Annotated in this window: 17 protein-coding genes and 1 pseudogene; 4 read left to right on the forward strand and 14 right to left on the reverse strand. The window is 70.6% G+C overall.

All coding sequences use genetic code 11. The features are described from left to right. Positions 1-26: 26 nt before the first annotated feature. The 8 genes and pseudogenes from EOINJALH_RS25645 to EOINJALH_RS30925 all read right to left on the reverse strand — a co-directional run. Positions 27-2,222, reverse strand: coding sequence for an EAL domain-containing protein (locus EOINJALH_RS25645; protein WP_088285538.1), 2,196 nt, complete (start codon positions 2,220-2,222; stop codon positions 27-29). Beyond that, the gene (locus EOINJALH_RS25650) at positions 2,215-3,630 is read right to left on the reverse strand and encodes an ATP-binding protein (protein ID WP_088285540.1); all 1,416 of its coding nucleotides are present in this window, start codon (positions 3,628-3,630) and stop codon (positions 2,215-2,217) included. The genes EOINJALH_RS25645 and EOINJALH_RS25650 overlap by 8 nt, the downstream gene beginning before the upstream one ends. Continuing rightward, positions 3,627-5,888, reverse strand: a complete 2,262-nt coding sequence (locus tag EOINJALH_RS25655; protein ID WP_088285542.1) for an ATPase, T2SS/T4P/T4SS family — start codon at positions 5,886-5,888, stop codon at positions 3,627-3,629. Before EOINJALH_RS25655 ends, EOINJALH_RS25650 begins: the two co-directional genes overlap by 4 nt. Then, positions 5,885-7,108: a sensor histidine kinase gene (locus EOINJALH_RS25660; protein ID WP_088285544.1), complete on the reverse strand. Its 1,224-nt coding sequence runs from the start codon at positions 7,106-7,108 to the stop codon at positions 5,885-5,887. Before EOINJALH_RS25660 ends, EOINJALH_RS25655 begins: the two co-directional genes overlap by 4 nt. Next, entirely contained in the window at positions 7,105-7,767 is a 663-nt protein-coding gene (locus EOINJALH_RS25665; protein WP_088285546.1) for an ATP/GTP-binding protein, read from the reverse strand. The genes EOINJALH_RS25660 and EOINJALH_RS25665 overlap by 4 nt, the downstream gene beginning before the upstream one ends. Next, positions 7,767-8,345: a response regulator gene (locus EOINJALH_RS25670; RefSeq protein ID WP_088285548.1), complete on the reverse strand. Its 579-nt coding sequence runs from the start codon at positions 8,343-8,345 to the stop codon at positions 7,767-7,769. Before EOINJALH_RS25670 ends, EOINJALH_RS25665 begins: the two co-directional genes overlap by 1 nt. A 12-nt stretch (positions 8,346-8,357) precedes the next feature. Continuing rightward, positions 8,358-9,671, reverse strand: coding sequence for an HD domain-containing phosphohydrolase (locus EOINJALH_RS25675; protein WP_088285550.1), 1,314 nt, complete (start codon positions 9,669-9,671; stop codon positions 8,358-8,360). 332 nt (positions 9,672-10,003) lie between these two features. Then, a pseudogene (locus EOINJALH_RS30925) lies at positions 10,004-10,159 on the reverse strand (DNA polymerase IV); the annotation flags it as partial. Positions 10,160-10,317: 158 nt separating this feature from the next. Between EOINJALH_RS30925 and EOINJALH_RS25685 the strand changes: the two are divergent. Further along, complete coding sequence (locus EOINJALH_RS25685) at positions 10,318-11,310, forward strand: hypothetical protein (RefSeq protein ID WP_144290167.1); 993 nt, start codon at positions 10,318-10,320, stop codon at positions 11,308-11,310. A gap of 96 nt (positions 11,311-11,406) precedes the next feature. Here the strand turns inward: EOINJALH_RS25685 and EOINJALH_RS25690 are convergent, their stop codons facing one another. Continuing rightward, complete coding sequence (locus EOINJALH_RS25690; protein WP_234414045.1) at positions 11,407-12,522, reverse strand: DNA polymerase IV; 1,116 nt, start codon at positions 12,520-12,522, stop codon at positions 11,407-11,409. A gap of 321 nt (positions 12,523-12,843) precedes the next feature. Between EOINJALH_RS25690 and EOINJALH_RS25695 the strand changes: the two genes are divergently transcribed. The 3 genes from EOINJALH_RS25695 to EOINJALH_RS25705 are packed head-to-tail and all read left to right on the forward strand — an operon-like array spanning position 12,844 to position 16,260. Then, positions 12,844-14,127, forward strand: a complete 1,284-nt coding sequence (locus EOINJALH_RS25695) for a DUF5666 domain-containing protein (protein WP_144290168.1) — start codon at positions 12,844-12,846, stop codon at positions 14,125-14,127. 13 nt (positions 14,128-14,140) lie between these two features. Further along, on the forward strand, positions 14,141-15,013 hold the full coding sequence (locus EOINJALH_RS25700) for a DUF6502 family protein (protein ID WP_088285560.1): 873 nt from the start codon (positions 14,141-14,143) through the stop codon (positions 15,011-15,013). Then, positions 15,010-16,260, forward strand: coding sequence for a DUF5666 domain-containing protein (locus tag EOINJALH_RS25705; RefSeq protein ID WP_088285562.1), 1,251 nt, complete (start codon positions 15,010-15,012; stop codon positions 16,258-16,260). Before EOINJALH_RS25700 ends, EOINJALH_RS25705 begins: the two co-directional genes overlap by 4 nt. Positions 16,261-16,300: 40 nt before the next feature. On the opposite strand, the gene EOINJALH_RS25710 is transcribed toward EOINJALH_RS25705, so the two are convergent. From EOINJALH_RS25710 to EOINJALH_RS25730, 5 genes are read right to left on the reverse strand one after another with little or no spacing between them, the layout of a single operon-like run. Beyond that, complete coding sequence (locus EOINJALH_RS25710) at positions 16,301-16,777, reverse strand: MSHA biogenesis protein MshP (RefSeq protein ID WP_088285564.1); 477 nt, start codon at positions 16,775-16,777, stop codon at positions 16,301-16,303. Next, entirely contained in the window at positions 16,774-17,637 is an 864-nt protein-coding gene (locus EOINJALH_RS25715) for a type II secretion system protein (protein WP_088285623.1), read from the reverse strand. The genes EOINJALH_RS25710 and EOINJALH_RS25715 overlap by 4 nt, the downstream gene beginning before the upstream one ends. 15 nt (positions 17,638-17,652) lie before the next feature. Beyond that, positions 17,653-18,111, reverse strand: coding sequence for a prepilin-type N-terminal cleavage/methylation domain-containing protein (locus tag EOINJALH_RS25720; RefSeq protein WP_088285566.1), 459 nt, complete (start codon positions 18,109-18,111; stop codon positions 17,653-17,655). Further along, complete coding sequence (locus tag EOINJALH_RS33380; protein ID WP_404872799.1) at positions 18,101-18,604, reverse strand: type II secretion system protein; 504 nt, start codon at positions 18,602-18,604, stop codon at positions 18,101-18,103. The genes EOINJALH_RS25720 and EOINJALH_RS33380 overlap by 11 nt, the downstream gene beginning before the upstream one ends. A 10-nt stretch (positions 18,605-18,614) precedes the next feature. Beyond that, positions 18,615-22,016: a DUF6701 domain-containing protein gene (locus EOINJALH_RS25730; protein ID WP_088285627.1), complete on the reverse strand. Its 3,402-nt coding sequence runs from the start codon at positions 22,014-22,016 to the stop codon at positions 18,615-18,617. Between the last annotated feature and the right edge of the window lie 19 nt (positions 22,017-22,035).

The raw sequence follows: 22,035 nt of genomic DNA on the forward strand, positions 1-22,035 counted from the left end.
GGCTCGGCGCAGGGCCACCCACATCGTCATCGGTTGCCACATGAAGGCGCTCCGTGTGGGGCGGCGTGCACGGACACCGCACGGTCCACTGTTTCGAGGTCGGCGGGCTGAACTTCGGGCGGGTTCGCCTTGGCTCGCCAGTGTCTGAAGGCCGCCTGCAAGGCACCTTTCAGGTCTTCGTCGTTCCAGGGCTTGGACAGGAACCGGTAGATCGCCCCTTGGTTCACCGCCTCGGTGACGGCCGTGAGGTCGGCGTAACCCGACAGCGCGATGCGCACCGTCTGCGGGTACATCGAGTTGACATGGCCCAGGAACTCGGTGCCGGACATCCCCGGCATGCGCTGGTCCGACACGACGACCTGGATCGGCTCGATCGCGAGCAACTCGAGCGCCTCGGTGCCGCTGGCCGCGGTGTGGATCTCGTAGCCCTCGTGGCGAAGCAGGCGGCGCAGCGCACTCAGGATGTTGGGCTCGTCGTCGACGATCAGCAGGCGGTTGCTTCCCGCCCGCGTGCGGGCTGCCTGCAGTTCCAGGCGATCCCCGCGCGCCAGCCGTGCCTCGAACTCGGCGGCCGGCAAGGCGGGCGAAAACAGGAAGCCCTGCATCTCGTCGCATTCGCGGCCGCGCAGGAAGTGCATCTGCCCGGCCGTCTCCACCCCCTCGGCGATGACCGACTTGCCCAGCTTGTGCGCCATGGCGATGGTGGCCGACACGATGGACGCGTTGACCGCGTTGGTGGTCACGTCGCGCACGAAGGATTGGTCGATCTTGAGCGCGTCGATGTCGAAGCGGCTGAGGTAGGCCAGCGACGAGTGGCCGGTGCCGAAGTCGTCCAGCGAGATCCGCAAGCCGATGGCCTTGAGCGCATCGACGACCCGCATGGCCGCTGAGACGTCGTGCATCATGGCGCTCTCGGTGAGCTCGATCTCCAGGTGGCGAGGCTCCAGGCCGCTGCGCTGCAAGGCCCCGCGCACGGTTTCGATGAGGTCGAGAAAGCGGAAGTGACGCGCCGAGATGTTGACCGCCATGCGCAGCGGCGGCAGGCCGGCGGCGCGCCAGGCCGCCGCCTGCGCGCAGGCGCGGTCCAGCACCCATTCGCTGATCGGGATGATGAGCCCGCTTTCCTCGGCCAGGGGGATGAACTGCATGGGCGGGATCAAGCCCTGCTCGGGGTGGGCCCAGCGCAGCAGGGCTTCGGCCCCCACGATCTCGCCCGAGAACAGGTTGAGCTGCGGCTGGTAGTGCAGCACCAGCTCGTTGCTGTCGATGGCCTGGCGCAGGCCGGCCAGGATCTGCCGCCTGCCGAATCCCCGGTCGGCGCAGGACGAAGGCCTGGCGTGACTGATCTGGTTGCGGCCCTTGCGCTTGGCGTCGGCCACCGCGGCGTCGGCGGCGCTGATCAACTCGTCGGCCGTCTCGCCATCCGCCGGGAAGCTGGCGGAACCGATGCTCACCGTGACCGCCAGCGGGTGGCCGGCCACGGTCATGGGCTTGCTGATGGCGGCCAGGATGCGGTCCAGAGGCGCGGGCTCGGACGCCGCTTCGCCCATCAGAAGCCCGAACTCGTCTCCGTTCAACCGTGCCACCATGTCTTCGCGGCGGATCGAGGCACTCAGCCGTTGCGCCACCTCCACGAGCACCCCGTCGGCTCCGTCGGTGCCCAGGCCTTCGTTGAGTTGCTTGAACTGGTCGATGTCGACACGGGCGATCGTCAGCGGCTGTTGCGTGAGCCGCGCCCGCTCGACGCTGTCCCGCAAGACCTTGCGGAACACGGGTTCGCCGGGCAAGCCGGTCAGGCGGTCGAAGGCGGCGGGCAAGGCCTCGGTGGGCGGCGGTTCGGCCATGGGCGCGCCATGCAGCAGGAGCAGGAAGCCGCCGATGCCGCCGATGCCGCCGAGGGGCAGCGGGATCGGGAGCAGGTCCGCCGCGGAGGGCATCAGGTGCCCGTCCTTGTGCCGCAACTCGAGCTGGCCCTGCCAGGATTCCCCTTTGGCCAGCGCCTGCCCGAACTGCTCGCCCAGCAGGGGCGATGGGCGCCAGATGGGAAGCTCGGCCAGCGGCAGCCCGATCAATTCGTCAGCGGCAAAGCCCGTGCGCGACCAGAGCGCGGTATTGGCGTGCGCCACGGTGCCGGCCGCATCGGTCGCGAGCACGCCGATGCGACTGCCCTGCAGCACCGCCAGCAAGGTGTCGCCGTGCCCGCCCAGTGCCTCCTCAGGCATGGCCGCTCTCCTTCGGGTAATTGGGGTTGTTCAGCGGCAGCCTCAGTTCGAAGCAAGTGCCATCGCCCGGCTTGCTGCGCACCGACAGGCGGCCGTCATGCTTGGCCACGATGTCCCAGGCGATCGACAGCCCCAGGCCGGTGCCCTTGCCGACGGGCTTGGTGGTGTAGAACGGCTCGAAGATGCGGCTCAGCGTTTCGGGCGGAATGCCATGGCCGGTGTCGGCGATCTCGACCACCGCCTGCCCGCCATCCACGCGCGTGGCCAAGGTGATCGTGCCCTGGCTTTCGATGGCCTGCCCCGCATTGACCAGCAGGTTCAGGAACACCTGGTTGATCTGGGCGGCGATGCAGGGCACCGGGGGCAACTCGCCCAGGTTCCGGACGATCTGGGCCTTGTACTTGAGTTCGCTCCAGACCACGTTGAGCGTGCTTTCGAGCCCGGCGTTGAGGTCGGCCAGCTGCCATTGGGCCTCGTCGACGTGCGAGAAGTCCTTGAGGTCGGAGACGATGCGCTTGACGCGGTTCAGGCCGTCCTGCGATTCCTTGATGAGGGCCACGACGTCCTCGCGCAGGTAGTCCAGATCGGCCGTGGCGAGCACGCTCGCCAGGCGCGCCTGCGTGGCGACGCTGCCGCGCTCGGCCTTCAGCGCGGCGTAGGCGTCGAGCACCTCGAACAGGCGCTGCACGTAGGTCGACAAGGTGCCGATGTTGGAACTGACGAAGCCCACCGGGTTGTTGATCTCGTGCGCCACACCGGCGGCCAGCTGGCCCACGGCGGCCATCTTCTCGGACTGCAGAAGCTGGCTCTGGCTTCGTTCGACCTGCTTCAGGACGGCCGCGAGTTCGTTGCGCTCGTGCTGCAGTTCGGCCGTGCGTTCGGCCACCTGCGCTGCCAGCGCCTCCTTGCGCACCGACACCACGCTGTACAGGCTGGCCAGCGCGTCCAGCAGCGGCTGCACGGCCGCGCCATCCTGGGCGTGGCGCGATCGCACGTGCGCTTCCTCGGCGTCCATGCCGGCTTCGATAAGCCGGATCTGCGCCGCCATGGCGCGGTCGGTCCCCAGGATGTGAAAGGCCAGCCAGCTGGCCAGGAAGCGCTGCGTCGTCGCCAGGTCGCTGCCGGCGGCGCCGTGCTGGCGCATCGACAGCACCTCGGCCACGAAGGCGCGGTGCTGGGCCACATGCTCGGCCACTGACGCGGGTGCCAGGCGGCTGCGGGCCATCAGCGCCTCTTCGTCGCTGAAGTGCTGCGCGGCATAGTCGGTCAGCGCGTCGAGCACCTCGGGGCCCGGCACGCTGTCGTGCGCGGCGATCTGATTGACCATGGCCACCAGGCGCTGGTGCTGGGCGTCGACGTCGGCAAAGCCGGTGGCGTAAACCTCTGACCAGGCAAAGGCGGCTTTCATGGCTGCTGCTCCGCAGTGTGTTCAGGCCCCAGCACGCGCAACACCTCGTCGAGCGTGGTCAGTCCCAGGTCGACCTTGTTGACCGCATCGGCATGCAGCGTGCGCAGGCCCGAGGCGCCGGCCAGGCGCTGGATGTCGAGCAGGTTGGCGCCCGAGGCGATCAGGTCGCGCATCGGCATGTCGGGCACCAGCACCTCGTAGATGCCGACGCGGCCGCGGTAGCCGCTGCGGTTGCAGGCCGGGCAGCCCACGCCGCGCCAGTTGCGCAGTGGCCGCTGCAAGAAAGGCCCGCCGATGCGCCGGCACAGCGCGGCGTCGGGGGCCACTTCAGTGCGGCAGCCTTCGCAGATCTTGCGGGCCAGGCGCTGCGCGATGATGGCCTCGAGCGCGGTGGCCACCACGTAGCGCTTGAGGCCGAAGTCGAGCAGCCGGGTGATGGTGGCCACGGCCGAGTTGGTGTGCAGCGTGGAAAACACCTGGTGGCCGGTGAGCGCGGCATGAAAGGCCACCTCGGCGGTCTCGAAATCGCGGATCTCGCCCAGCAGCACCACGTCGGGGTCCTGGCGCAGGATGGAGCGCAGCACCACCGGGAACGTCAAACCGATCTTTTCGCGGATCAGCACCTGACCGGCCATGTCGAGGTAGTACTCGACCGGGTCTTCGATGGTGACGTAGTTCTTGCCCGGGTTGGCGTTGTGCTGCAGCAGCGAGTACAGCGTGGTGGTCTTGCCGCTGCCGGTGGGGCCGGTGGCCAGGATCATGCCCTGCGGCTTGTCGATGGCCCGTCGGATCAGCCCCAAATCGTGCGCGCCCAGGCCCAGGTCTTCGAGCCGGTGCACCGCGGCGTTGCGGTCGAGCAGCCGCATCACGATCTTCTCGCCGTTGATGGTGGGCAGCGACGACAGGCGCAGGTCGATGATGCGCATCGGTGTCTTCACCGTCAGCCGCCCGTCCTGCGGCCTGCGCCGCTCGGAGATGTCGAGCTCGGCCATGATCTTCAGGCGCGACACCAGCGACTGGTGCAGCGCGTGCGGGATCTGGATCTTGTCGTGCAGCACGCCGTCGATGCGAAAGCGCACCACCACGCTCTTGGTGCGCGGCTGGATGTGGATGTCCGACGCCCCCAGGCGGATGGCCTCGAGGATGATGGCGTTGACCAGGCGGATGGCCGGCGGCTCGTCGGTGCCGCGCAGCAGGTCTTCGATGGACGCGTCGCCATCGTCGTCGATGACGATCTCGATGTTGTCGATCGGGTCGGCGTTGCCGGACAGGGTCTCCAGCTCCTTGAAGTCGACCATTTCGTCGGCACCGAAGACCTCGGCCAGCTTGGTCTTGATGGCACCGCTGGAGGCGCTGACCACCTTGATCTGCAGGCCCGAGGTGAAGCGCAGGTCTTCGATCAGGCCTTCGTCCAGCGGGTCGGCCAGGGCGATGGTGAGCAGGTGGCCGTCGAGGTGCAGCGGCAACGCCCACTGGCGCTCGCAGAAGCTGCGCGGCAGCAGGCCGGCGATCTGCGGGCTGAGCGTGAACTCGGCCAGCGCCACCTCGTCGATCATCAGCTCCTTGCGGAGCACGGCACGGATCGCCGGCTCGCCGACCCAGCCCTTGTCGAGCAGCAGCTTGAGCAGCGGTTCCTTGTGGGCCTGCTGCAGGCGGTGCAGTTCCTGCAACTGGCCGGTGGAGAGCAGGCCGTGCTTGTGCAGCATCACCGCCAGCCGGCTGCGGTTGGTGACGGCCAGCCTCGCCAGCGCCTTGATCTCCTTGGTCTTGCGCAGGTTGTCGGCGGCCAGTTCACGGTTCTTGCGGAGCAGATCGAACTGCTCGAGCGCCAGCGCCACCGTGAGCCGCAGGTCGTCGTCGTTCCAGGGCTTGAGGACGAACTTGTAGACCGCGCCTTCGTTGATGGCGCCCATCACCGCGCCGGTGTCGGCGTGGCCGGTGAGCATGATGCGGATGGTCTCGGGGTACAGCGCCTTGATCTGCTTGAGCAGGTCGCTGCCGTTCATGCCCGGCATCATGTAGTCGCTGATCACCACCTGGGCCGCACCTTGGCGCAGGCACGCCAGCGCCTCGGCGGCATTGCCGGCGGTGACGACGTCGTAGTTCTCCTGGCGGAAGGCCCGCGTCAATGCCTTGAGCACGCCGATTTCGTCATCGACGATCAGCACCCGATAACGGGCCGGCGCGCGGGCGGCATCCGCCGCCGGCGCCGCCGCTGCGGTGCCTTCGGCAAAGAGGGCTGCGTACGGGTTGGTCATCGCGTCGGCGTCAATGGCAGGCTCACGCTGGCTGTGGTGCCTTGTCCGCACAGGCTGCTCAGCACCAGCCGGCCGCCATGGGCGCCCACGATGTCGCGCGCCACCGTCAGTCCCAGGCCGACGCCGCGCCCGACACCTCGGGTGGTGAAGAAGGGGTCGAAGACGCGCGGCAGCACCTCGGGCGCGATGCCCACGCCGTTGTCGATGACCTCCACCCGGAGGTCGGCGCCGTCGTGTCGGGTGTGCACCTCGACCCGGCCACCCTCGCGCCCTTCGACCGACTGGACGGCGTTGTTGATCAGGTTGACGAACACCTGATTCAGGTGTCCCGGCAGGCACAGCAGGGGCGGCATGCCGTCGGCGTAGTGTTCGGTGAGGGCGACGCCGGCCGGCTTCTGCGCGGCGATGATGGCCACCACGGTGGCCAACTGGGCGTTGAGGTCCACGTCTTCGGGGTCGGGCCGGTCGATGCTGGAGAAGCCCTTCACGTCACGCACGATGCGGGCGATGCGCTGGGCGCCGACGATGCAGTCGGCCATCAGATCGCCGAGGTCCTCGGCGACGAAGTCGAGGTCCAGGGTTTGCCAGCTGGCTGCGGCTGCCGTGCCCTCCGTCAGCGTCGCCCTGAGCTCGTGCAGCTTCGGCAGGTACCGGCGACCGGTTTCGAGGTTGCTGAGGATGAAGCCGATCGGGTTGTTGATCTCGTGGGCGATGCCCGCGGCCAGTTGGCCGACCGAGGCCAGGCGCTCTGCCAGGTAGATCTGGCGCTGCCGTTCGTCGAGCAGCGCCACCTGCTGCTTGACGCGTTCTTCGAGTGACTGCACCAGCTCGCGGTAGCGGGCTTCGGACTGCTGCAGTGCCTCGTGGCGCTCGCGCAGCGCGTCGTACTCGGTGCTCATCGCGCTGGCGTGCAGGTCGCCGGCGCGAATGACCTGGGCGCGCGCGTGCAGCAGCAACTTGAGCAGCGTGGCCGCGGCGGCTCCTTGCTGCAACTGGCCTGCCTGCACGCGCAGCACGCCCAGCGGCTCGATCTCGAGTTCCACCGGGATGGCCTGGCCGCCCGGCACGGCGTGGCCGGCGACGATGCGGCCCGTGGGGTCTTCGATGCCCACCGGCGCGCCGACCAGTATCTCGAGCGCCGCGGCAACACGGTCCAGCGGCAGCCCGCGCACCACCTCGGGCAGGGTGAGTTCGCGGTCGAAGGCGATGGAACCGTTCACATCGTCCCCTGGGTGTTGCCGACGAAGGCTCGCACGAAGGACTCGGTGCTCAGGCCGTGGCGCGCGCTGAGGCCAAGATCGACGTCGTGGCGCTGGTACACGGCCTGGAGCAGCCGCGCAAGACTCTCGGCCACGCCCTCGCCCCGGGTGGCGGTGGCAAAGGTCACCGGCCAGGTTGTGGCGGCGTAGCGCGCCAGGATCTCGGCCTCGGGCGCGACATCGGGCAGGTCGCGCTTGTTGAACTGCACGACCAGTGGCAGGTGCTCGAAATCCAGCCCGACGCGGGCTGCGTTGTCGGCCAGGTTCTGGAAAGCCTCGGCGTTGTTGCTGGCCTCGCGGCGCTGCGAGTCGGCGACGAAGACCACGCCGTCGGCCCGCGACAGCACGGCCTTGCGCGTGCCGTCGTGCTGCACCTGGCCGGGCACGGTGAACAAGCGCAGCTTGACCAGCAGCCCCGAAGGCGCCCGGCTGCCCAGTGGCAGCAGGTCGAAGAAGAGCGTGCGGTCGCTCTGCGTCTCCAGCGTCATCAGCTCGCCCTTCAGCTGGGCGCTCACCAGATCGTGCAACTGCACCAGGTTGCTGGTCTTGCCGCTTTGCGCCGGCCCGTAATAGACCAGCTTGAAGGTCAGCCGGCCGGCGCCTTCGTCGAATTCAGGCATCAGGGCCTCGGGTCGAGTTGGCTCGCCAGGTCCTCGTCCAGCAGCAAGGAGCCATCATCGGCCCAGCGCACCGCCGTGATGCCGGGCTCGGCTTCTTCGAGCCGGCGGCGTTCGTAGTCCTGCGGTGTGAGCTGCCGCTTCTGAAGCCGCAGCAGGTCGGCCATGCGCTGGTTCTCGAGCAGCAGCGCGCGGTAGGCCAGGGCCTGGGCGATGGCCGAGACCAGTTCGTAGTCGCTCCAGGGTTTGCACAGGAAGCGCACGATTTGCGCCTCGTTGATGGCCGCCATCACACCGTTGAGGTCGGCGTAGCCCGACAGGATCATGCGCGCTGCCCCGGGCTGGATCTCGCGTGCCCGCTTGAGCAGTTGCACGCCGTCCATGCCCGGCATCCTGAAGTCCGACAGGATCAGGTCGTAGGCGTGGCCGTTGATGAGCTCCAGCGCCTTCTCCGGCGAGTCGGCCAGATCGAGTTGCAACGAGTAGGTGACGCCGTCGTGCCGACACGGCACCAGGGTCAGCACGCGCTTGAGCGCCTTCAGGACCCCGGGTTCGTCGTCGACCAATAGGACACGGCTCATGTTCACTCCACTTCAGAATCGTTTATCGGCACGAATGTGAAGTCGCATGAGGGCGCCTTCGCGCAGAGCGAACTGCTGGATCTGCCCGACCAGCCGACTGTCGAGCACATAGTCGGCCGCCAGCAGCAGCGTGCCGTCGTGGCCGACGAGGTCGCGTGACAGCACCATGCCGGCTTCGAGCTCGGGGGCGGTCACCACCCGCTCGCGCACGGACTCGGCCGTGGCACCGACCAGCAGCTCGAGGAAAGCATCCAGCACCCGTGGGTCATAGCGCCGGTTGCGGCCCGGGACCAGCGACTGCCGGGCCTCGTCGGCGCTCGAGCGCTTTTCCGCCAGCGTGCCGATCTGCAGTGCGTCGTAGTCGTTGACGACGGCCAGCACACGAGCGCCGAACGGGATCTCCTCGCCGATCAGCCCGTCGGGGTAGCCTGTGCCGTCGAAGCGCTCATGGTGCGATCGCACGAACCGGGCGGCGTTCTGCAGCTCGGACAGCGGCATCAGCGCCGCCTCGCCGGCGACCGCATGCTTGCGGTAGCGCACCTGTTCGTCGGCCGACATGCGCGACACCGGCCGCGCCAGCAGCACGTCGGGCAGGCCGATCTTGCCGATGTCGTGCAGCAGTCCGGCCAGGAAGATGTCCTGCTGGGTCTTGGTGTCCAGGCCCAGCCTGGCGGCCAGCTGGCGCGCCAGATCGGCCACCCGACGCGAGTGCCCGCCCACGGCGCCCTCGCGCATCTCGATGAGGTTGCCGAACATCTTGATCGAGACCATGAAGTTGCGCTTGAGCTCTTCGTTGGCCAGGTTCAGGAAGGCATTGATCTGCCCCAGTTCGGCGGTGCGCTGCGCGACCTTGTCCTCCAGGCTGGCATTGAGCTCGAGCAACTCCTGGTTCTGGCGCCGGATCTGCGCCGTGAGCTGCCGGTTCTCGCGCTCCAGGCCCGCCTGCTCGAGTGCTTTCTTGACGATCAGCAGGATGTCGGCGTCGACCCAGGGCTTGGCGACGTAGCGGTAGATCTCGCCGCGGTTGATGGCGGCCACCGTGGAGCCGATGTCGGCATATCCGGTGAGCAGCAAGCGCATCACGTCGGGCCAGCGCGCGCGCGCCAGCTCGAGGAACTTGGCGCCGTCCATCTCCGGCATTCGCATGTCGGAGATGATGAGGTCCACCGCCTCATGCTCGAGCACTTCCAGGCCGGCAGCGCCGCTGTCGGCCGTCAGGATGCGGTAGCCGTGGGGCCGGAAGAGCCGCCGCAGGGCCGACAGGATGCTGGGCTCGTCATCGACGAGCAACAAGGTTGGCACGGGCACCGTTGCGATTGCGACCATTCCTGGTCCCTTGGGACGGGCTGCCCATTGTCAGGGGCCGCCACCGCCGGGCCTTGATGCTTCTCAAGCAGGACGACGTGAATGCCCGGTGTTCTTGCCCCGCCCGGGCCTGCGCAGGCCTCGGGTTTCGCGCGCCATGGCCGATGGGGCCGTGGTGGATCGAACAACGAGGTCAGCGCGGCGCCGAACGCGCCATCGTCTGGTGGCCACCGTGCGCTGTCCTCCGGCGCGATGTCGACGACCCGAAGGACCAGGAGCCTGCATCTCGCCATCGTCAGCGGACGGCGGGCCAGCGCGGCGTTCGACCGGCGGCCACGCGGGCGCCAGCCCGATCACCCATCCGGCGCCGACGCCTTTCGCAAGCTGCCCACGCGCACGCCCAGCAGCCGGATGCGCTTGGTCAGGTCCACCCGCTTCAGGCACAGGCCGGCGGCCAGGCGGATGGTGCCGGCCTCGGCGGTGGGGTGGTCGATCGTCATGTCGCGCGACCGCCAGAGCGCGGCCCGTCGGCCGATGCGGCAGGCGGCGCGGCCCAGCCGGGCGGACGCGCCGGTCCTGCCATTGAGCAAGAGCATCATCGGAGCGACCGTTGAGGGATAGCCTCGTCTCAAGAGTAGCTTTGTCACGCCAACTCGCTGGAGGCTTCATGGCTTACCCACATGTGTCCAAGACGATCGCCGAACTTGCCGAACCTTGGTTCCTGGACCAGCCACGCGGCAAGACCTACGGTGCCATCCTCCAGTCGAAGTTCGACGCCGCCGACAACAGGGCCGCCATCGAGTCGGCGCTGACCCTCGGGGGTTACCTGCTGCACATCGAATCGCAAAAGCACAAACGGCGTGCGGTCCGCGCCGTGATGCTGGCGAACTTCCTGATGAAAGGCTTCCCGGTGCAACAGCACGCCCAACTCCGGGAGCGATCCGAATCCTTTTCGCTGGAGGAGTTGAAAGCCGAGTTCGTCTTCCTCTTCCCGGCCCTGCTCGACAACGGCAACCGCAGTTCGTGGCACCCCGCCTTCTTCACCGACCCGGCCAACCTGGTCGCGCTGCACCGGCAGGACGATTGGCGTGAACGCAGCGTCCCCCGCTACCGGTTCATCGTGCACACGGTCCGGGAACCCTTGAGTCGGGTGAGCCTTTTCCATGACCCGGTGACCGAGCTGGCGAACTGCGACGCGCTCAGCATGAGCCTGATCGGCAATGAACACCCTTACACGCACTCGATGCAGGGGTTCATCTTCCGCGTGCCGATGAACAACATCCTCGTCACCTCGTCCCGGGACATGGCCTTTCCCAACTACCAGCCGTCGGTTCATCGCCTTGGCGCGCAGGGGCAAGCCGCGCTGGCCGACGAGATCATCCGCATCGCAGCGGAACAGGGCGGCCTGCGCACACCGTCAGACGTGATCCACGGGTCCGCGGCGCACCACTACAACGAGATCGTGGTCTGCGGCCGGCCCAACGTGAAACTGCCCCACGGCACGACGGAGCTTCTGACGCTGCTCGGCGTGTTCGTGTGCACCACGATGGCAGGCGCCTTGCACGTGCGGGGCGACCTGGGGCAACGGTTTCTCGAGCTCGCGTCGCAGTCGGCCTTCAACAACAACGTGCCCTTGGTCTACCTGCCCAAGGACTTCTGACGACCGGTCAGCGTCGGCGGTGCTGCCCTGCAGGGGGGGCGTCAGGCGCCGTGGTTCGGCATGCCGACCGCCAGGGCCGCGGCGTGGGCAGCCCTGTCACCCATCCGGCGCCGACGCCTTGCGCAAGCTGCCCACGCGCACCCCCAGCAGCCGGATGCGCTTGGTCAGGTCCACCCGTTTCAGGCACAGGCCGGCGGCCAGGCGGATGGTGCCGGCCTCGGCGGTGGGGTGGTCGATGGTCATGTCGCGGGTGACGGCCTTGAAGTCGTCGAAGCGCAGCTTGATGCCGATGGTGCGGCCGACGTAGCCCTTGCGCTGCAGGTCGCCGGCCAGTTGCTCGACCAGTTCGGTGAAGACGGCCGACAGCTCGGCCCGATCGCGCTTGGCGTGCAGGTCGCGCTCGAAGGTGGTCTCGCGGCTCATCGACACCGGCTCGCTGTGCGTCACCACCGGCCGGTCGTCGACGCCGTGCGCGGCGTCGTGCAGCCAGGCGCCGTAGCTCTTGCCGAACTGCGCCACCAGTTCGGCGCGCGGCTGGGCCGCCAGCTGTCCGATGGTCTCGATGCCCAGCGCCGCCAGGCGCGCGCCGGCCTTGGGGCCGATGCCGTTGATGCGGCGCACCGGCATCGGCCAGATGCGCTCGGGCAGGTCGGCGTGGGTGATCAGCGTCAGGCCGTCGGGCTTGTCCAGCTCGGACGCGATCTTCGACAGCAGCTTGTTCGGCGTGATGCCCACCGAGCAGCTCAGGCCCGTGGCGCGGCGCACGTTGTTCTTGATGTCCAGCGCCACCGCGCGCACGCCGCCGTGCGGATCGTGCGCCACGCTGTCCTGCGCGCCGGGGTGGTCGGTGAGGTCGATGTAGATCTCGTCGATGCCGCGGTCTTCGATGATGGGCGCCACCTCGGCCACCGCGGCCTTGAAGCGGCGCGAGTAGGCCCGGTACTGCTCGAAGTCCACCGGCAGCAGCACCGCCTGCGGGGCGCGCAGCGCGGCCTTCATCAGGCCCATGCCCGAATTGACGCCCAGGTCGCGCGCCGGGTAGGTGGCGGTGGTGATGACGCCGCGGCCGGTGTAGTCGGCCAGCCGCGCAAACTGCCGCCGGCCATCGGGCTGCAGCACCGGTTGGTGGCGCCGCCCGCCACCGATGACCACCGGCTGGCCGGCCAGCTCGGGGTAGCGCAACAGCTCCACCGACGCATAGAAGGCGTCCATGTCGAGGTGCGCGATCCAGCGGCGGCGGCCGGCGCTCACGGTGGCCTGCGGCGGGTGGCGCCTCGGGCGGGCCGCAGGGGCCCGTGGCGCTGGGCGGGCCGCCGCGGCCCCGCGTGCCGGGCCGATCGGCGAGGGCGGGGCGGGCATGGCGGCGGGGTCATCCGGCCATTGTGCGGCGCGGCCGGTGGGCCTGGGCCGGCGCCGCCGGTTGCATCTGCTTGCGGCTGTCACCCGTGGATGGGTGGGGTGGCCGTGTAAATGTGCAAACAGCACATATACTGGAATCTCTCGGCCCCTGTGGCCACCCCGAAGGAGCACCCGATGAACCGATCCCCGAACGAGCCGCGTGAAACGTCCGACCGCCCCGGCAGCCGCCGTGACACGGTGTGGATCCGATGGGGCACGGCACTGGGCGCGGCGGTGCTGGCCCTGGTCGCCGCCTGCGGCGGGGGCGGCGGCGACGCCACGTCCGGCACGCCGGCCACCAGCACCGATGCCGCCACCGGCGTGGCCACGGCCAGCGGTGCCACCGTCTACACGCAGGGCGCGATCGGTGGCTTCGGCTCGGTCTTCGTCAACGGCGTGCGCTTCGACGACAGCGCCTCGCAGGTCTTCGACGACCGCCAGCAGCGGCAGGACGCCAGCGTGCTGCGCCTGGGCATGCAGGTCGAGGTGGAGAGCTCCGCGGTCGATTCGGCCACCGGCATGGCCCGCGCGCTGGTCATCCGCCACGGCAGTTCGCTGCTGGGCCCGGTGGCCGCGGTGAACACCAGCGCCGGCACCTTCGCCACGCTGGGCCAGACCGTCAAGGTGACCGGCACCACGGTGTTCGACGACGGCCTCAGCGGCGGGCTGGCCGCACTGGCCGTCGGCCAGGTGGTCGAGGTGCATGGCCTGGCAGACGCCGCCACCGGCGTGATCACCGCCACCCGCGTCGAAGGCAAGGGCGCGGCGACGGCCTACAAGCTGCGCGGCACGGTGGCCTCGCTGGACACCACGGCCAAGACCTTCGCCATCGGCGGCGCGGTGATCGCCTACGGCACGCTGCCGGCGTCGTCGGTGCCGTCCACGCTGGTCAACGGATCGGTGTTGCGCGTGCAACTGCAGACGGCGCAGAGCAACGGCCAATGGGTGGCCACGTCGCTCGGCGTGGGCGGCCCGCGGCCGGTGGACAAGGCCCGGGGCCATGTGCGCGGCCTCATCACCGCGTTCACCTCGACCCACGCGTTCAGCCTCAACGGCATCGCGGTGGATGCCAGCGGCGCCACGTTCGAGGATGGCACGGCGGGTGTCGTGCTGGGCGCCTTCGTCGAGGTCAAGGGCACGATCGTCGGCAACGTGCTGGTGGCCACCGAGGTCGAGGTCGAAAGTCGCCGCCAGTCCGAGGACAGCCGACGCATCGAGCTGCACGGCATGATCACCGCGGTCGATGCGGTGGCCAACACCTTCACCGTGCGCAACACCCGGGTCAGCTGGGCCGGCACGGTGAACTGGAAGCGCGGCAGCGCGGCCGACCTGGTGGTGGGCCGCCGCATCGAGGTGAAGGGCCGCCTGGCGGCCGACGGCACCACGGTGGCGGCGACGACAATCGAGCTCGGCTCCTGAACCCCAACGCTGCATGACCCTCCCCCCCGACGCCGCGCCCAGCGAGCAGGATCTCCTGCTGGCCGCGCTGCGCCGGCTGATGGGCCCGATGGCCCGCCTGGCGGTGGCCCGTGGGGTGTCGCATGCGAGCCTGGAAGAACTCCTGAAGCAGGCGCTGGTCGACGCGGCCGACGCCGCGCACCCCGAACTGCCGCCGCACCGGCGCGTCAGCCGCATCAGCACCGCCACCGGCATCCACCGCCGCGAGGTCACCCGACTGATGCAGGTGCTGCGCGAAGGCCGCACCGAGGAAGCCCTGCCGCGCCGATCGCGCGCCCGCGAGGCCCTGGCGCACTGGCTGGCCACGCCGTGCTTCTGCGACGCGCGCGGCCTGCCGCGAAACCTGCCGCGGCAGGGACGCGAGTCCAGTTTCGAGGCCCTGGCCCAGGCGGTGACGCGCGACGTGCACCCGCGCAGCCTGCTCGACGAGATGGTCCGCCTGGGCATGGTGCGCCACGATCCGGCCACCGACACGGTGTGCCTGGACGCCGATGCCACCACGCCCAAGGCCGACGCGGGCCGGCTGCAGTTCCTGGGCGCCAATGTGGGCGACCACCTGGAAGGCGCCGTGGACAACGTGCTGGGCGATGGCCGCCGGCACTTCGAGCGGGCGGTCTCGGCCACCGGCCTGCCCGAGGCCGCGCTGGCGCAGATCGCCGAACGGGTCAATGCCCAGTGGCAAGGGCTGCTGCAGGCCATGGTGCCGGCCCTCGAGGCCGCCGTGGCGGCCGGCGAACAGGCGCCGGGCCCGCATCGGCGCGTGCGCATCGGCCTCTACGCTTTCGACAAGGACATGCCGGCCCCCCCCGCCGAGGGGGACGGCTCGACAAAGGGAACCCCGACATGAACGCCCACCCCGCCCCCGACCTGCGTGCCGCCTGGCACCGATTCACCCGCCGCGTCCTGGGCTATTGGCCCGACGTGCTGGCCTTCGGCAGCGCCATCGCGGCCGCGGTGGTGGCCGCGGTCGTGGCCGCCGCACTGGCGGGCTGTGGCGGTGGCGTCGAGGTGGGCGGCACCGGCAGCACCATCGCCTCGTTCTCGCAGGGCCCGATCACGGGCTTCGGATCGATCATCGTCAACGGCGTGCGCTACGACGAGAGCGCCGCGCGCGTCGAAGACGACGACGGCGGCGTCCGCGACCGCTCGGCGCTGCGCCTGGGCATGGTGGTGCAGGTCACCGCCGGTGCGGTGACCGACAGCGCCGGCACCCCGGTGGCCACCGCCACGCAGGTGCGCACCACCCGTGCGCTGGTGGGCCCGGCGACGGCGGTGGACGTGGCCGGCGGTCGCTTCACCATGTTGGGCCAGGTGGTCACGGTCACCGCCGACACCGCCTTCGACGATCGGCTGGCCGGTGGCCTGGCCGGCCTGGCCGCCGCCGGTCCGGTGGAGGTCTATGGCTCATTCGACGCGTCCACCGGCCGATACACCGCCACCCGCATCGACGTGGCCGGCAGCGGCAGCGCGAGCAAGGTGTCCGGCCCGGTGAGCCAGATCGACCCCGTGGCCCGCACCTGCCGCATCGGCGGCCAGACCTATTCGTTCTCGGCCCTGGGCAACGTCAGCGGCCTGACCGAAGGCGCGGTGGTGCGCTTCGACCTGCAGGGCGGCCAGGATGCCGGCGGGCGCTGGGTGGTCAGCCGCCAGGGCTCGTCCGGCCTGGCCCCGACCGATGGCGCGCCGGCCGAACTGCGCGGCCGCGTGCAGTCGCTGGCCTCGGCCACCAGTTTCGTGGTCGAGGGCGTGCGCATCGATGCCGCAGCGGCCCGCATCGACGGCACGCCCGCGGTCGGTGCCTCGGTCAGGGTTTCGGGCACGGTCAATGCCGGGGTGCTGGTGGCCACACGGGTGCAGGTGGAAAGCGCCTCCGCACCACAGGCCTTCGAGGTCGAGGGCACCATCACCTCGCTGAACACCGCCAGCCAACGCTTCGTGGTGCGCAACACGGTGGTCAGCTACGCCGGCCCGGGCGTCGAGTTCACCCGCGGCTCTGCCACGCAACTGGCCGTGGGCCGCAAGGTGCGGGTCGAGGGCCGCCTGGCCGCGGACCGCTCGGTGCTGGCGGCCACGCGCATCCGCATCGACGACTGATCGGCGCTGCGGGCCTGCCGCCGGCCCCTGGTGCCGCGCGTCAGTTCACCGCGTGCACCACGCGCCGGCGCTCGACGTAGCCGGGCTGCGCCGAGGCGCTGGCATCGGGGCAGCTGGTGGCCGGGCAGGCCACCGCGTCGAGGGTGTAGACGCGCACGGTGCGCGGCACGCCGGGGGCCGATTCGCCTTCGTTGTAGGTGGCCGAGTCGCACTGCACGGTGACGTAAAGGCCATGATCGCTGCGCAGGTCCAGCGTCTGGCTGGCGCCGCTGCAGGTCGTCCAGCTGCCCTTGAAGGCCTGGTACAGCCCCCACTCGATGCCGGAGCGGGCGGCCAGCGACGCCCGCGTGCCCATCAGGTCGCGCGCGGTGCTGGCCTGGGCGCCCATGCCCAGCCTGACGATCGCCGCCGCGAGGGCCGACAGCGCCACCAGAACGACGATGATGGCGACGGCCCCCAGGCCGCGGCGCGGCCGGGTGGGGCAGGGCGGCCGTGGGCCCGGCGCGCGGCGGGTCATGGCACGTTCACCACATGGGCCCCCAGCACCAGGCTGGCGGTCTCGCCGTGGCGCGCCAGCTCGAGCTGGATCGACAGGAAACCGTTCTGCTGCGTCGCGCCCTGGTTGGGGTCGTAGACGAAGCGGCACGAGCGCACGCCGGTGGCCAGCACGGCGCCTGCGCCAATGGCCGGGCAGGCCGCCGGCATGGCCGCGTTGAAGCCGTAGTTCGACAGGCGCACCAGCGTGCCGCGGCCGTTGCCCGCGGCGTCGAGCGTGCCGTCGGCGCCGCCGCAGACGTAGAACACCGCCTTCTGCGCGTCGGGCACGACCACGAAGCGCCCGCCGTCGTAGCCCAGCGGAAACTGCGTCGACGCCACCGCGATGCGGTGCCGGCCCAGCGCCGCCGCCGGTGTACTGACCGCGGAGACCGCGGCGCGGTTGGCGCCGGTGTACACGTCCGACGGGTTCTGGTTGTCGACCACCACCCAGTCGCCCGCCGCGGGCACGCTGGCCAGTGGCGTCAGCACGTCGAAGGCCGTGGTGGCGGTGGCGGTGTCCAGCACCGCCGAGCCCGCGGTGATCGTGTCGGCCGCCGTGCGGAAGCGCCCGCCGGCGCTGGTGGGCACCACCTCGAAGCAGTCCGACGACGGCGAGCGGATCGAGTTGGGCACCGCCAGCTGCACGTCGCGCTGCATGCGGCGCAGCGCGGTGTCGGTCGCGTCGACCAGGGCCGTGCGGTGGAAGGTGTCGACATAGGCCGTCACCATCGGCCGCATGAACACCGTCGCTGTCGAGGCCAGCACGCCGAAGACGACGATGGCCAGGATCATCTCCACCAGCGTGAAGCCGGCTGGGGGGCGCGGGCTCGGGCGAGGCATGGTCATCCGGCGTGCTCAGGACGCATGGTCGGTGCGCCAGCCGACCAGCGACAGGCTCTCGCCGCCGCGCGTCACGGTGACGACGATGCGCCGCGCCGCGGCCACGCCGCCGATCGTGCCGGGGCTCACCGTGATGGACAGGCTGTAGCCGGCCAGCGCGGGGATGGCGGTGCCGTCGACGGTGCACACCTGGCCGCTGCTGGCGTGGCCGTGGTAGTCGCCGAGGTCGTTGAAGGTGTCGCGCGCGCAGCCCACCGGCGCCGCATTGGCGGCGGCGGTGTAGGGCTTGAGCTGGATCTCCTCGAGCAGTTCCTGCGCGATGGCCTGCAGTTGCCGCTGCACCACCGGGTCGGCGCTGTGGCCGACGCTGGTGTTGAAGGCCAGCAGCAGGCCGGCCAGGCCCACGCCCATCACCACGATGGCGACCAGCGCCTCGATCAGCGTGAAGCCGCGCGGCGGCGGTCTAGTCGACATGGCCGGTGTCGCCGACGAGGGTGATGTCGGCCTCGCCCGTGATGCGCACGCTGGCCGACACGGCGGTGGTGCCGGCTGCATCGCTGGTGATGCGGCCCGAGGGCTGGAAGTACAGCGTGCCGGCGGGCGACAGCACGGTGGCCGGGGCCTGGTCGTGGTGGGCGCTGCGGGTGTCGCGGTCGGGCCCCAGCCAGGGCTGCGAGCAGGCGGCGGCCGGGTGCGTGGTGGCGATCTGCAACGTCACGTCGCCGGTGGCCACCGTGGCGCACACCAGCCGCCGGTGCGCCTGTGCCACGCCGTGCGCCTCGCGCAGCGCCGACAGCACCTGCGAGCGCCAGCCCTCGCCGCGCGCCGAGAGGGCCCCGCCCATGCGCGGCAGCGCCACCACCGCCAGGATGCCCAGCAGCACGATCACCAGCACCAGTTCGATCACGGTGAAACCTCGCGGCACACGCCGTGCCGCCGGGCGGTTCGCGAGGGTGCCGTGGCGCACGGCCGGGCGATCAGAAGATCTCGCGCGCATGGACGGTCTTGCGGGTTTCGGGGCTGTAGATGCCGAAGGTGGCGCGTGCCGCCGGGTCGCGGTCGGCGGCGCTGGCGCAGGCGCCGGCGGCCGAGCGCAGCCAGGGCTTGGCCGCGCCGGTGGTGGCCGGGTGCAGGGCCAGGCACGACTGGTCGGCGGCGGTGCCGCCCAGGTTCAACGCCAGGTCGAAGGTGACGCCGCTGGTGGCCGGCGACGGGGCGCCCAGCGTCAGCAGCCCCTGGCCGGCGGCGATGGCCACGGCCGACGGGCTGGTCGTCACGGCCACGCTGCTGCCCTGGTGGTTGCGCGGATTCGACACGGCCACGCTGGCGGCGGCCAGGCTGCTGCACGAATCGGCGCTGTTGAGCAGCCAGGCCTGGCCGGTCCAGTACTCCGACAGCACCGGCACCTTCAGCGGCTGCGTGGCGCCGCCGAAGGCATTGGACAGCCGCAGCCGGCCGCTGCGCAGCGGCGTCTGGCCCTCGGCGAAGCCGGTGGAGACCACGCCGTCGGCATCGGTGGCGCGCAGCGCCAGCGTCTGCGGCGCCGTCTGCTTGGCCGTGAAGGCATAGCTCGGCTGTGCAGCGGCCACGCCGGCCACGAAGGCGCTGGCGGGCACCGACGCACCGGACAGGCTGCCCAGGCCCAGCGCGGTGGCCTCGGACAGCGTCACCGCCTTGGCTTGCGACGGCGTGGTGGCAGCGCTGCCATCGTAGTTGAGCGTGGTGCCGGCGGGGGTGGCGCCGTGGCGCGCGGTGACGGTGACGGCGAAGGGCTGGCCGGCAAAGCTGAAGCTGGCGCTGCAGGCCGGCGTGACGGCCACGTCGAAGTGGTGCGGCACGAAGCGGCCCACCGCACCGGCCGCGCCGGTGCTGCCACTGGCCGTGATGCCGCTGCCGAGGTAGCTGCCGCTGGCCAGCGTGGCGCCGAGGTCGCCGGTGCCGACCTCGGTCCAGCGCAGCGTGGCGGCGGTGGCGCTGCCGGCGCTGAAGGCGCCGAGCGAACCACTGAACACGCCGTCGCTGGCGCCCGCGCCGGTGGGTGAGCGGCGGGTGAACGACAGCGTCACGCCTTCGGCGGCGGTCTCGCGACCGAAGTTGGGGGTGGCCGCGCCCGACTGGTTGAGCGCGGTGACGGTGGCGCTGAACGGCAGCCCGGCGCGGATCGGCGCCGCGGTGATGGCGCTGAAGGCGAACGAGGCCGGCGCGGCGACGAAGCCGTCGCTGCCGCTCATCGACAGGCCGGCGTCGGTGCCGCTGCCTGTGTAGCGCGCGGCGAGCGCCATGCGCCCCACGTCGGCGTACTGCACCGTGGTGCTGGCCGTGCCGCTGGCGTCGAAGGCCAGGGTCACCGCCTGGCCGCTGGCATCGCAGGCCGAGGCCGCCGAGTTGCCCGCGTTCAGTGCCCTGCCGGCCACCCGCACCGGCAGCGTGCCGGTGGCCGGGTCGGCCGTGCTGCAGGTGAAGGTGACGGCCTTGCCGACGCTGGCGAAGGCCGGCGTGCAGGCCAGGCTGCCATCGGCCTTCTTCACCGCCGACACGCTGACCGTCTGCACCGCATCCGCCACATGGTCGGGCACGTTGAACACGAAGCCGGCGTCGCTGGCCGTGAAGGTGCACGACGGGCTGCCGAAGTTGCAGGTGGCCGCGCTGGTGGCGGCGGGCGACGGGCTGCCGATCGACAGCAGCGTGCTGCCGGCGGTGGTCTGGTGCAGGCGCCAGTCCACCGTGCCGCTGCCGGCCGGGATGCTGAAGGCCGCGCCATCGGGCCAGTTGACGCTCATGCCGGCGCCCACCGCCGCCAGCGTGCCGGTGACGCCGCCGGTGTACAGGCTGGAGCAGGCGGCGTCCTGGCAGGCGGCCAGCGTCAGGGTGCTGGGCGTGCAGGTGAGGCCGGTGCCGGTGGCGTGGCGGATCTCGAGGTGGTGCAGCGGCGGCGCGCACTCGTGCTTCTGCGCCATGTCGAGCGCGATCTCGGCGGCGCTGATCTCGTAGTTGTAGATGCGCACCTCGTCCAGCCGGCCGTTGGCCGAGTTGACGGTGGCGTTGTTGCTGGTGATGCCGCTGCGGTTGTCGCCCAGGAACAGCGTGCCCAGGCTGGGGTCGAGGCTGCCGGTGGTGGTGCCGGTCTTGGTGCCCAGCAGCACGCCGTTGCGGTACAGCCGCAGCACGCTCTGGTTGCTGCCGGACTTGAAGCGCCAGGTGGCCGTCAGGTGCACCCAGGTGCCAGCACCGATGGTCGCGTCCGACGCATCGGCCACGAGCGTGCTGCCCTTCTCGTCGGAGGCTGCGAAACGCAGCGAGCCGCCGGAACGCAGCACCAGGTGGAACGACCGCCCCGAGGTGGTGGTGGCGTCGAACAGCTGCGCATCGGGCATCGATTTCCACGCGAGGTTGCTCCGGTACCACATCGACACGCTGCCCTCGTTGCCGAGCGCGGCGTCCACGTCCAGTGCCGTGTCCACGGCCGCCGTCGTGGCAGCCGAGGTGTCGGCCGCTGCATCGAGCGCGCGGCAGATGTAGCCGTCGGCGTGGTTCACGGCCTTGCCGACTGCGGTGCCGTCGTGGCGGTTGCCGGAACTGTCGCGCACCTCGCCGGTCGTGCCGGCCCAGCTGTACTCGTCGAACCGGTACTCGGCCACCCGCACCGGGTCACCCGTGGGGATCGACCAGCGGATGGCCGAGCCGTTGGCGTTGTAGCCGCTGTTGTAGGCGTAGAGCGTGTAGTCGCTGCCCGACACCTGCACGCCGATCGTGGCGTTGGAGCCGGACGCATTGGCGTTGCCGTACTGGTACTTGAACTCGCCGTTCTCGTACAGGATGATCTGGAAGGTGTAGGGCGTGGACGTGTCGTACTGGTACACCGCTTCCCAGCTGACGACCACGTAGCGGTTGGGGGCGATGCCCTTCTGCTGCCAGTAGACCCGTCCCGACCCGAGGCGGCCGGGATCGAGGTCGGCCCAGTAGGCCATCATCACGTTCGCTGCGGCGCCGGCCGCGCACCCGCTGCGTGCGGCCGTGGCGGCGGCAGGCAGGTTGGTGTTGGTGAAATCCCGGAAGAAGCCGGTGTCGCTGCCGAACTGCAGGCCCCCGTTGGTCAGCACCCGCACCGACGAATAGGCCGTGCCGGCGAACGTGAACTTGAAGCCGCCGGTGAAGCTGATCGTGGCCTTGTCGTCGTCGTTCTTGTAGTCGGTGCAGGTGTTGTCCCACGTGATCGCGGTGCTGGCGGTCTCCCAGGCGTAGCTGTCGGTGCGGAAGGTGTAGGTGGCCGCGTCGGCAGGCCCGGCGGCCAGCAGCAGCCAGGCGATGGCCAGCCACGCCAGCCGGACCAGGCCAAGGGCCCGGCGCTGTCCAGCGGACGATCGCAGGGACCGGGTCATCGACTCGACGGCCATCGGG

The sequence above is a fragment of the Ideonella sp. A 288 genome, from assembly GCF_002198735.1.
In the GTDB taxonomy this organism is placed as follows: domain Bacteria; phylum Pseudomonadota; class Gammaproteobacteria; order Burkholderiales; family Burkholderiaceae_C; genus Pseudaquabacterium.

Coding starts and splice junctions, on each gene's coding strand:
- EOINJALH_RS25645 (WP_088285538.1), bottom strand. CDS start 2,222: ATGCCTGAGGAGGCACTGGGCGGGCACGGCGACACCTTGCTGGCGGTG.
- EOINJALH_RS25650 (WP_088285540.1), bottom strand. CDS start 3,630: ATGAAAGCCGCCTTTGCCTGGTCAGAGGTTTACGCCACCGGCTTTGCC.
- EOINJALH_RS25655 (WP_088285542.1), bottom strand. CDS start 5,888: ATGACCAACCCGTACGCAGCCCTCTTTGCCGAAGGCACCGCAGCGGCG.
- EOINJALH_RS25665 (WP_088285546.1), bottom strand. CDS start 7,767: ATGCCTGAATTCGACGAAGGCGCCGGCCGGCTGACCTTCAAGCTGGTC.
- EOINJALH_RS25670 (WP_088285548.1), bottom strand. CDS start 8,345: ATGAGCCGTGTCCTATTGGTCGACGACGAACCCGGGGTCCTGAAGGCG.
- EOINJALH_RS25675 (WP_088285550.1), bottom strand. CDS start 9,671: ATGGTCGCAATCGCAACGGTGCCCGTGCCAACCTTGTTGCTCGTCGAT.
- EOINJALH_RS25685 (WP_144290167.1), top strand. CDS start 10,318: ATGGCTTACCCACATGTGTCCAAGACGATCGCCGAACTTGCCGAACCT.
- EOINJALH_RS25690 (WP_234414045.1), bottom strand. CDS start 12,522: ATGGACGCCTTCTATGCGTCGGTGGAGCTGTTGCGCTACCCCGAGCTG.
- EOINJALH_RS25695 (WP_144290168.1), top strand. CDS start 12,844: ATGAACCGATCCCCGAACGAGCCGCGTGAAACGTCCGACCGCCCCGGC.
- EOINJALH_RS25700 (WP_088285560.1), top strand. CDS start 14,141: ATGACCCTCCCCCCCGACGCCGCGCCCAGCGAGCAGGATCTCCTGCTG.
- EOINJALH_RS25705 (WP_088285562.1), top strand. CDS start 15,010: ATGAACGCCCACCCCGCCCCCGACCTGCGTGCCGCCTGGCACCGATTC.
- EOINJALH_RS25710 (WP_088285564.1), bottom strand. CDS start 16,777: ATGACCCGCCGCGCGCCGGGCCCACGGCCGCCCTGCCCCACCCGGCCG.
- EOINJALH_RS25715 (WP_088285623.1), bottom strand. CDS start 17,637: ATGCCTCGCCCGAGCCCGCGCCCCCCAGCCGGCTTCACGCTGGTGGAG.
- EOINJALH_RS25720 (WP_088285566.1), bottom strand. CDS start 18,111: ATGTCGACTAGACCGCCGCCGCGCGGCTTCACGCTGATCGAGGCGCTG.
- EOINJALH_RS25730 (WP_088285627.1), bottom strand. CDS start 22,016: ATGACCCGGTCCCTGCGATCGTCCGCTGGACAGCGCCGGGCCCTTGGC.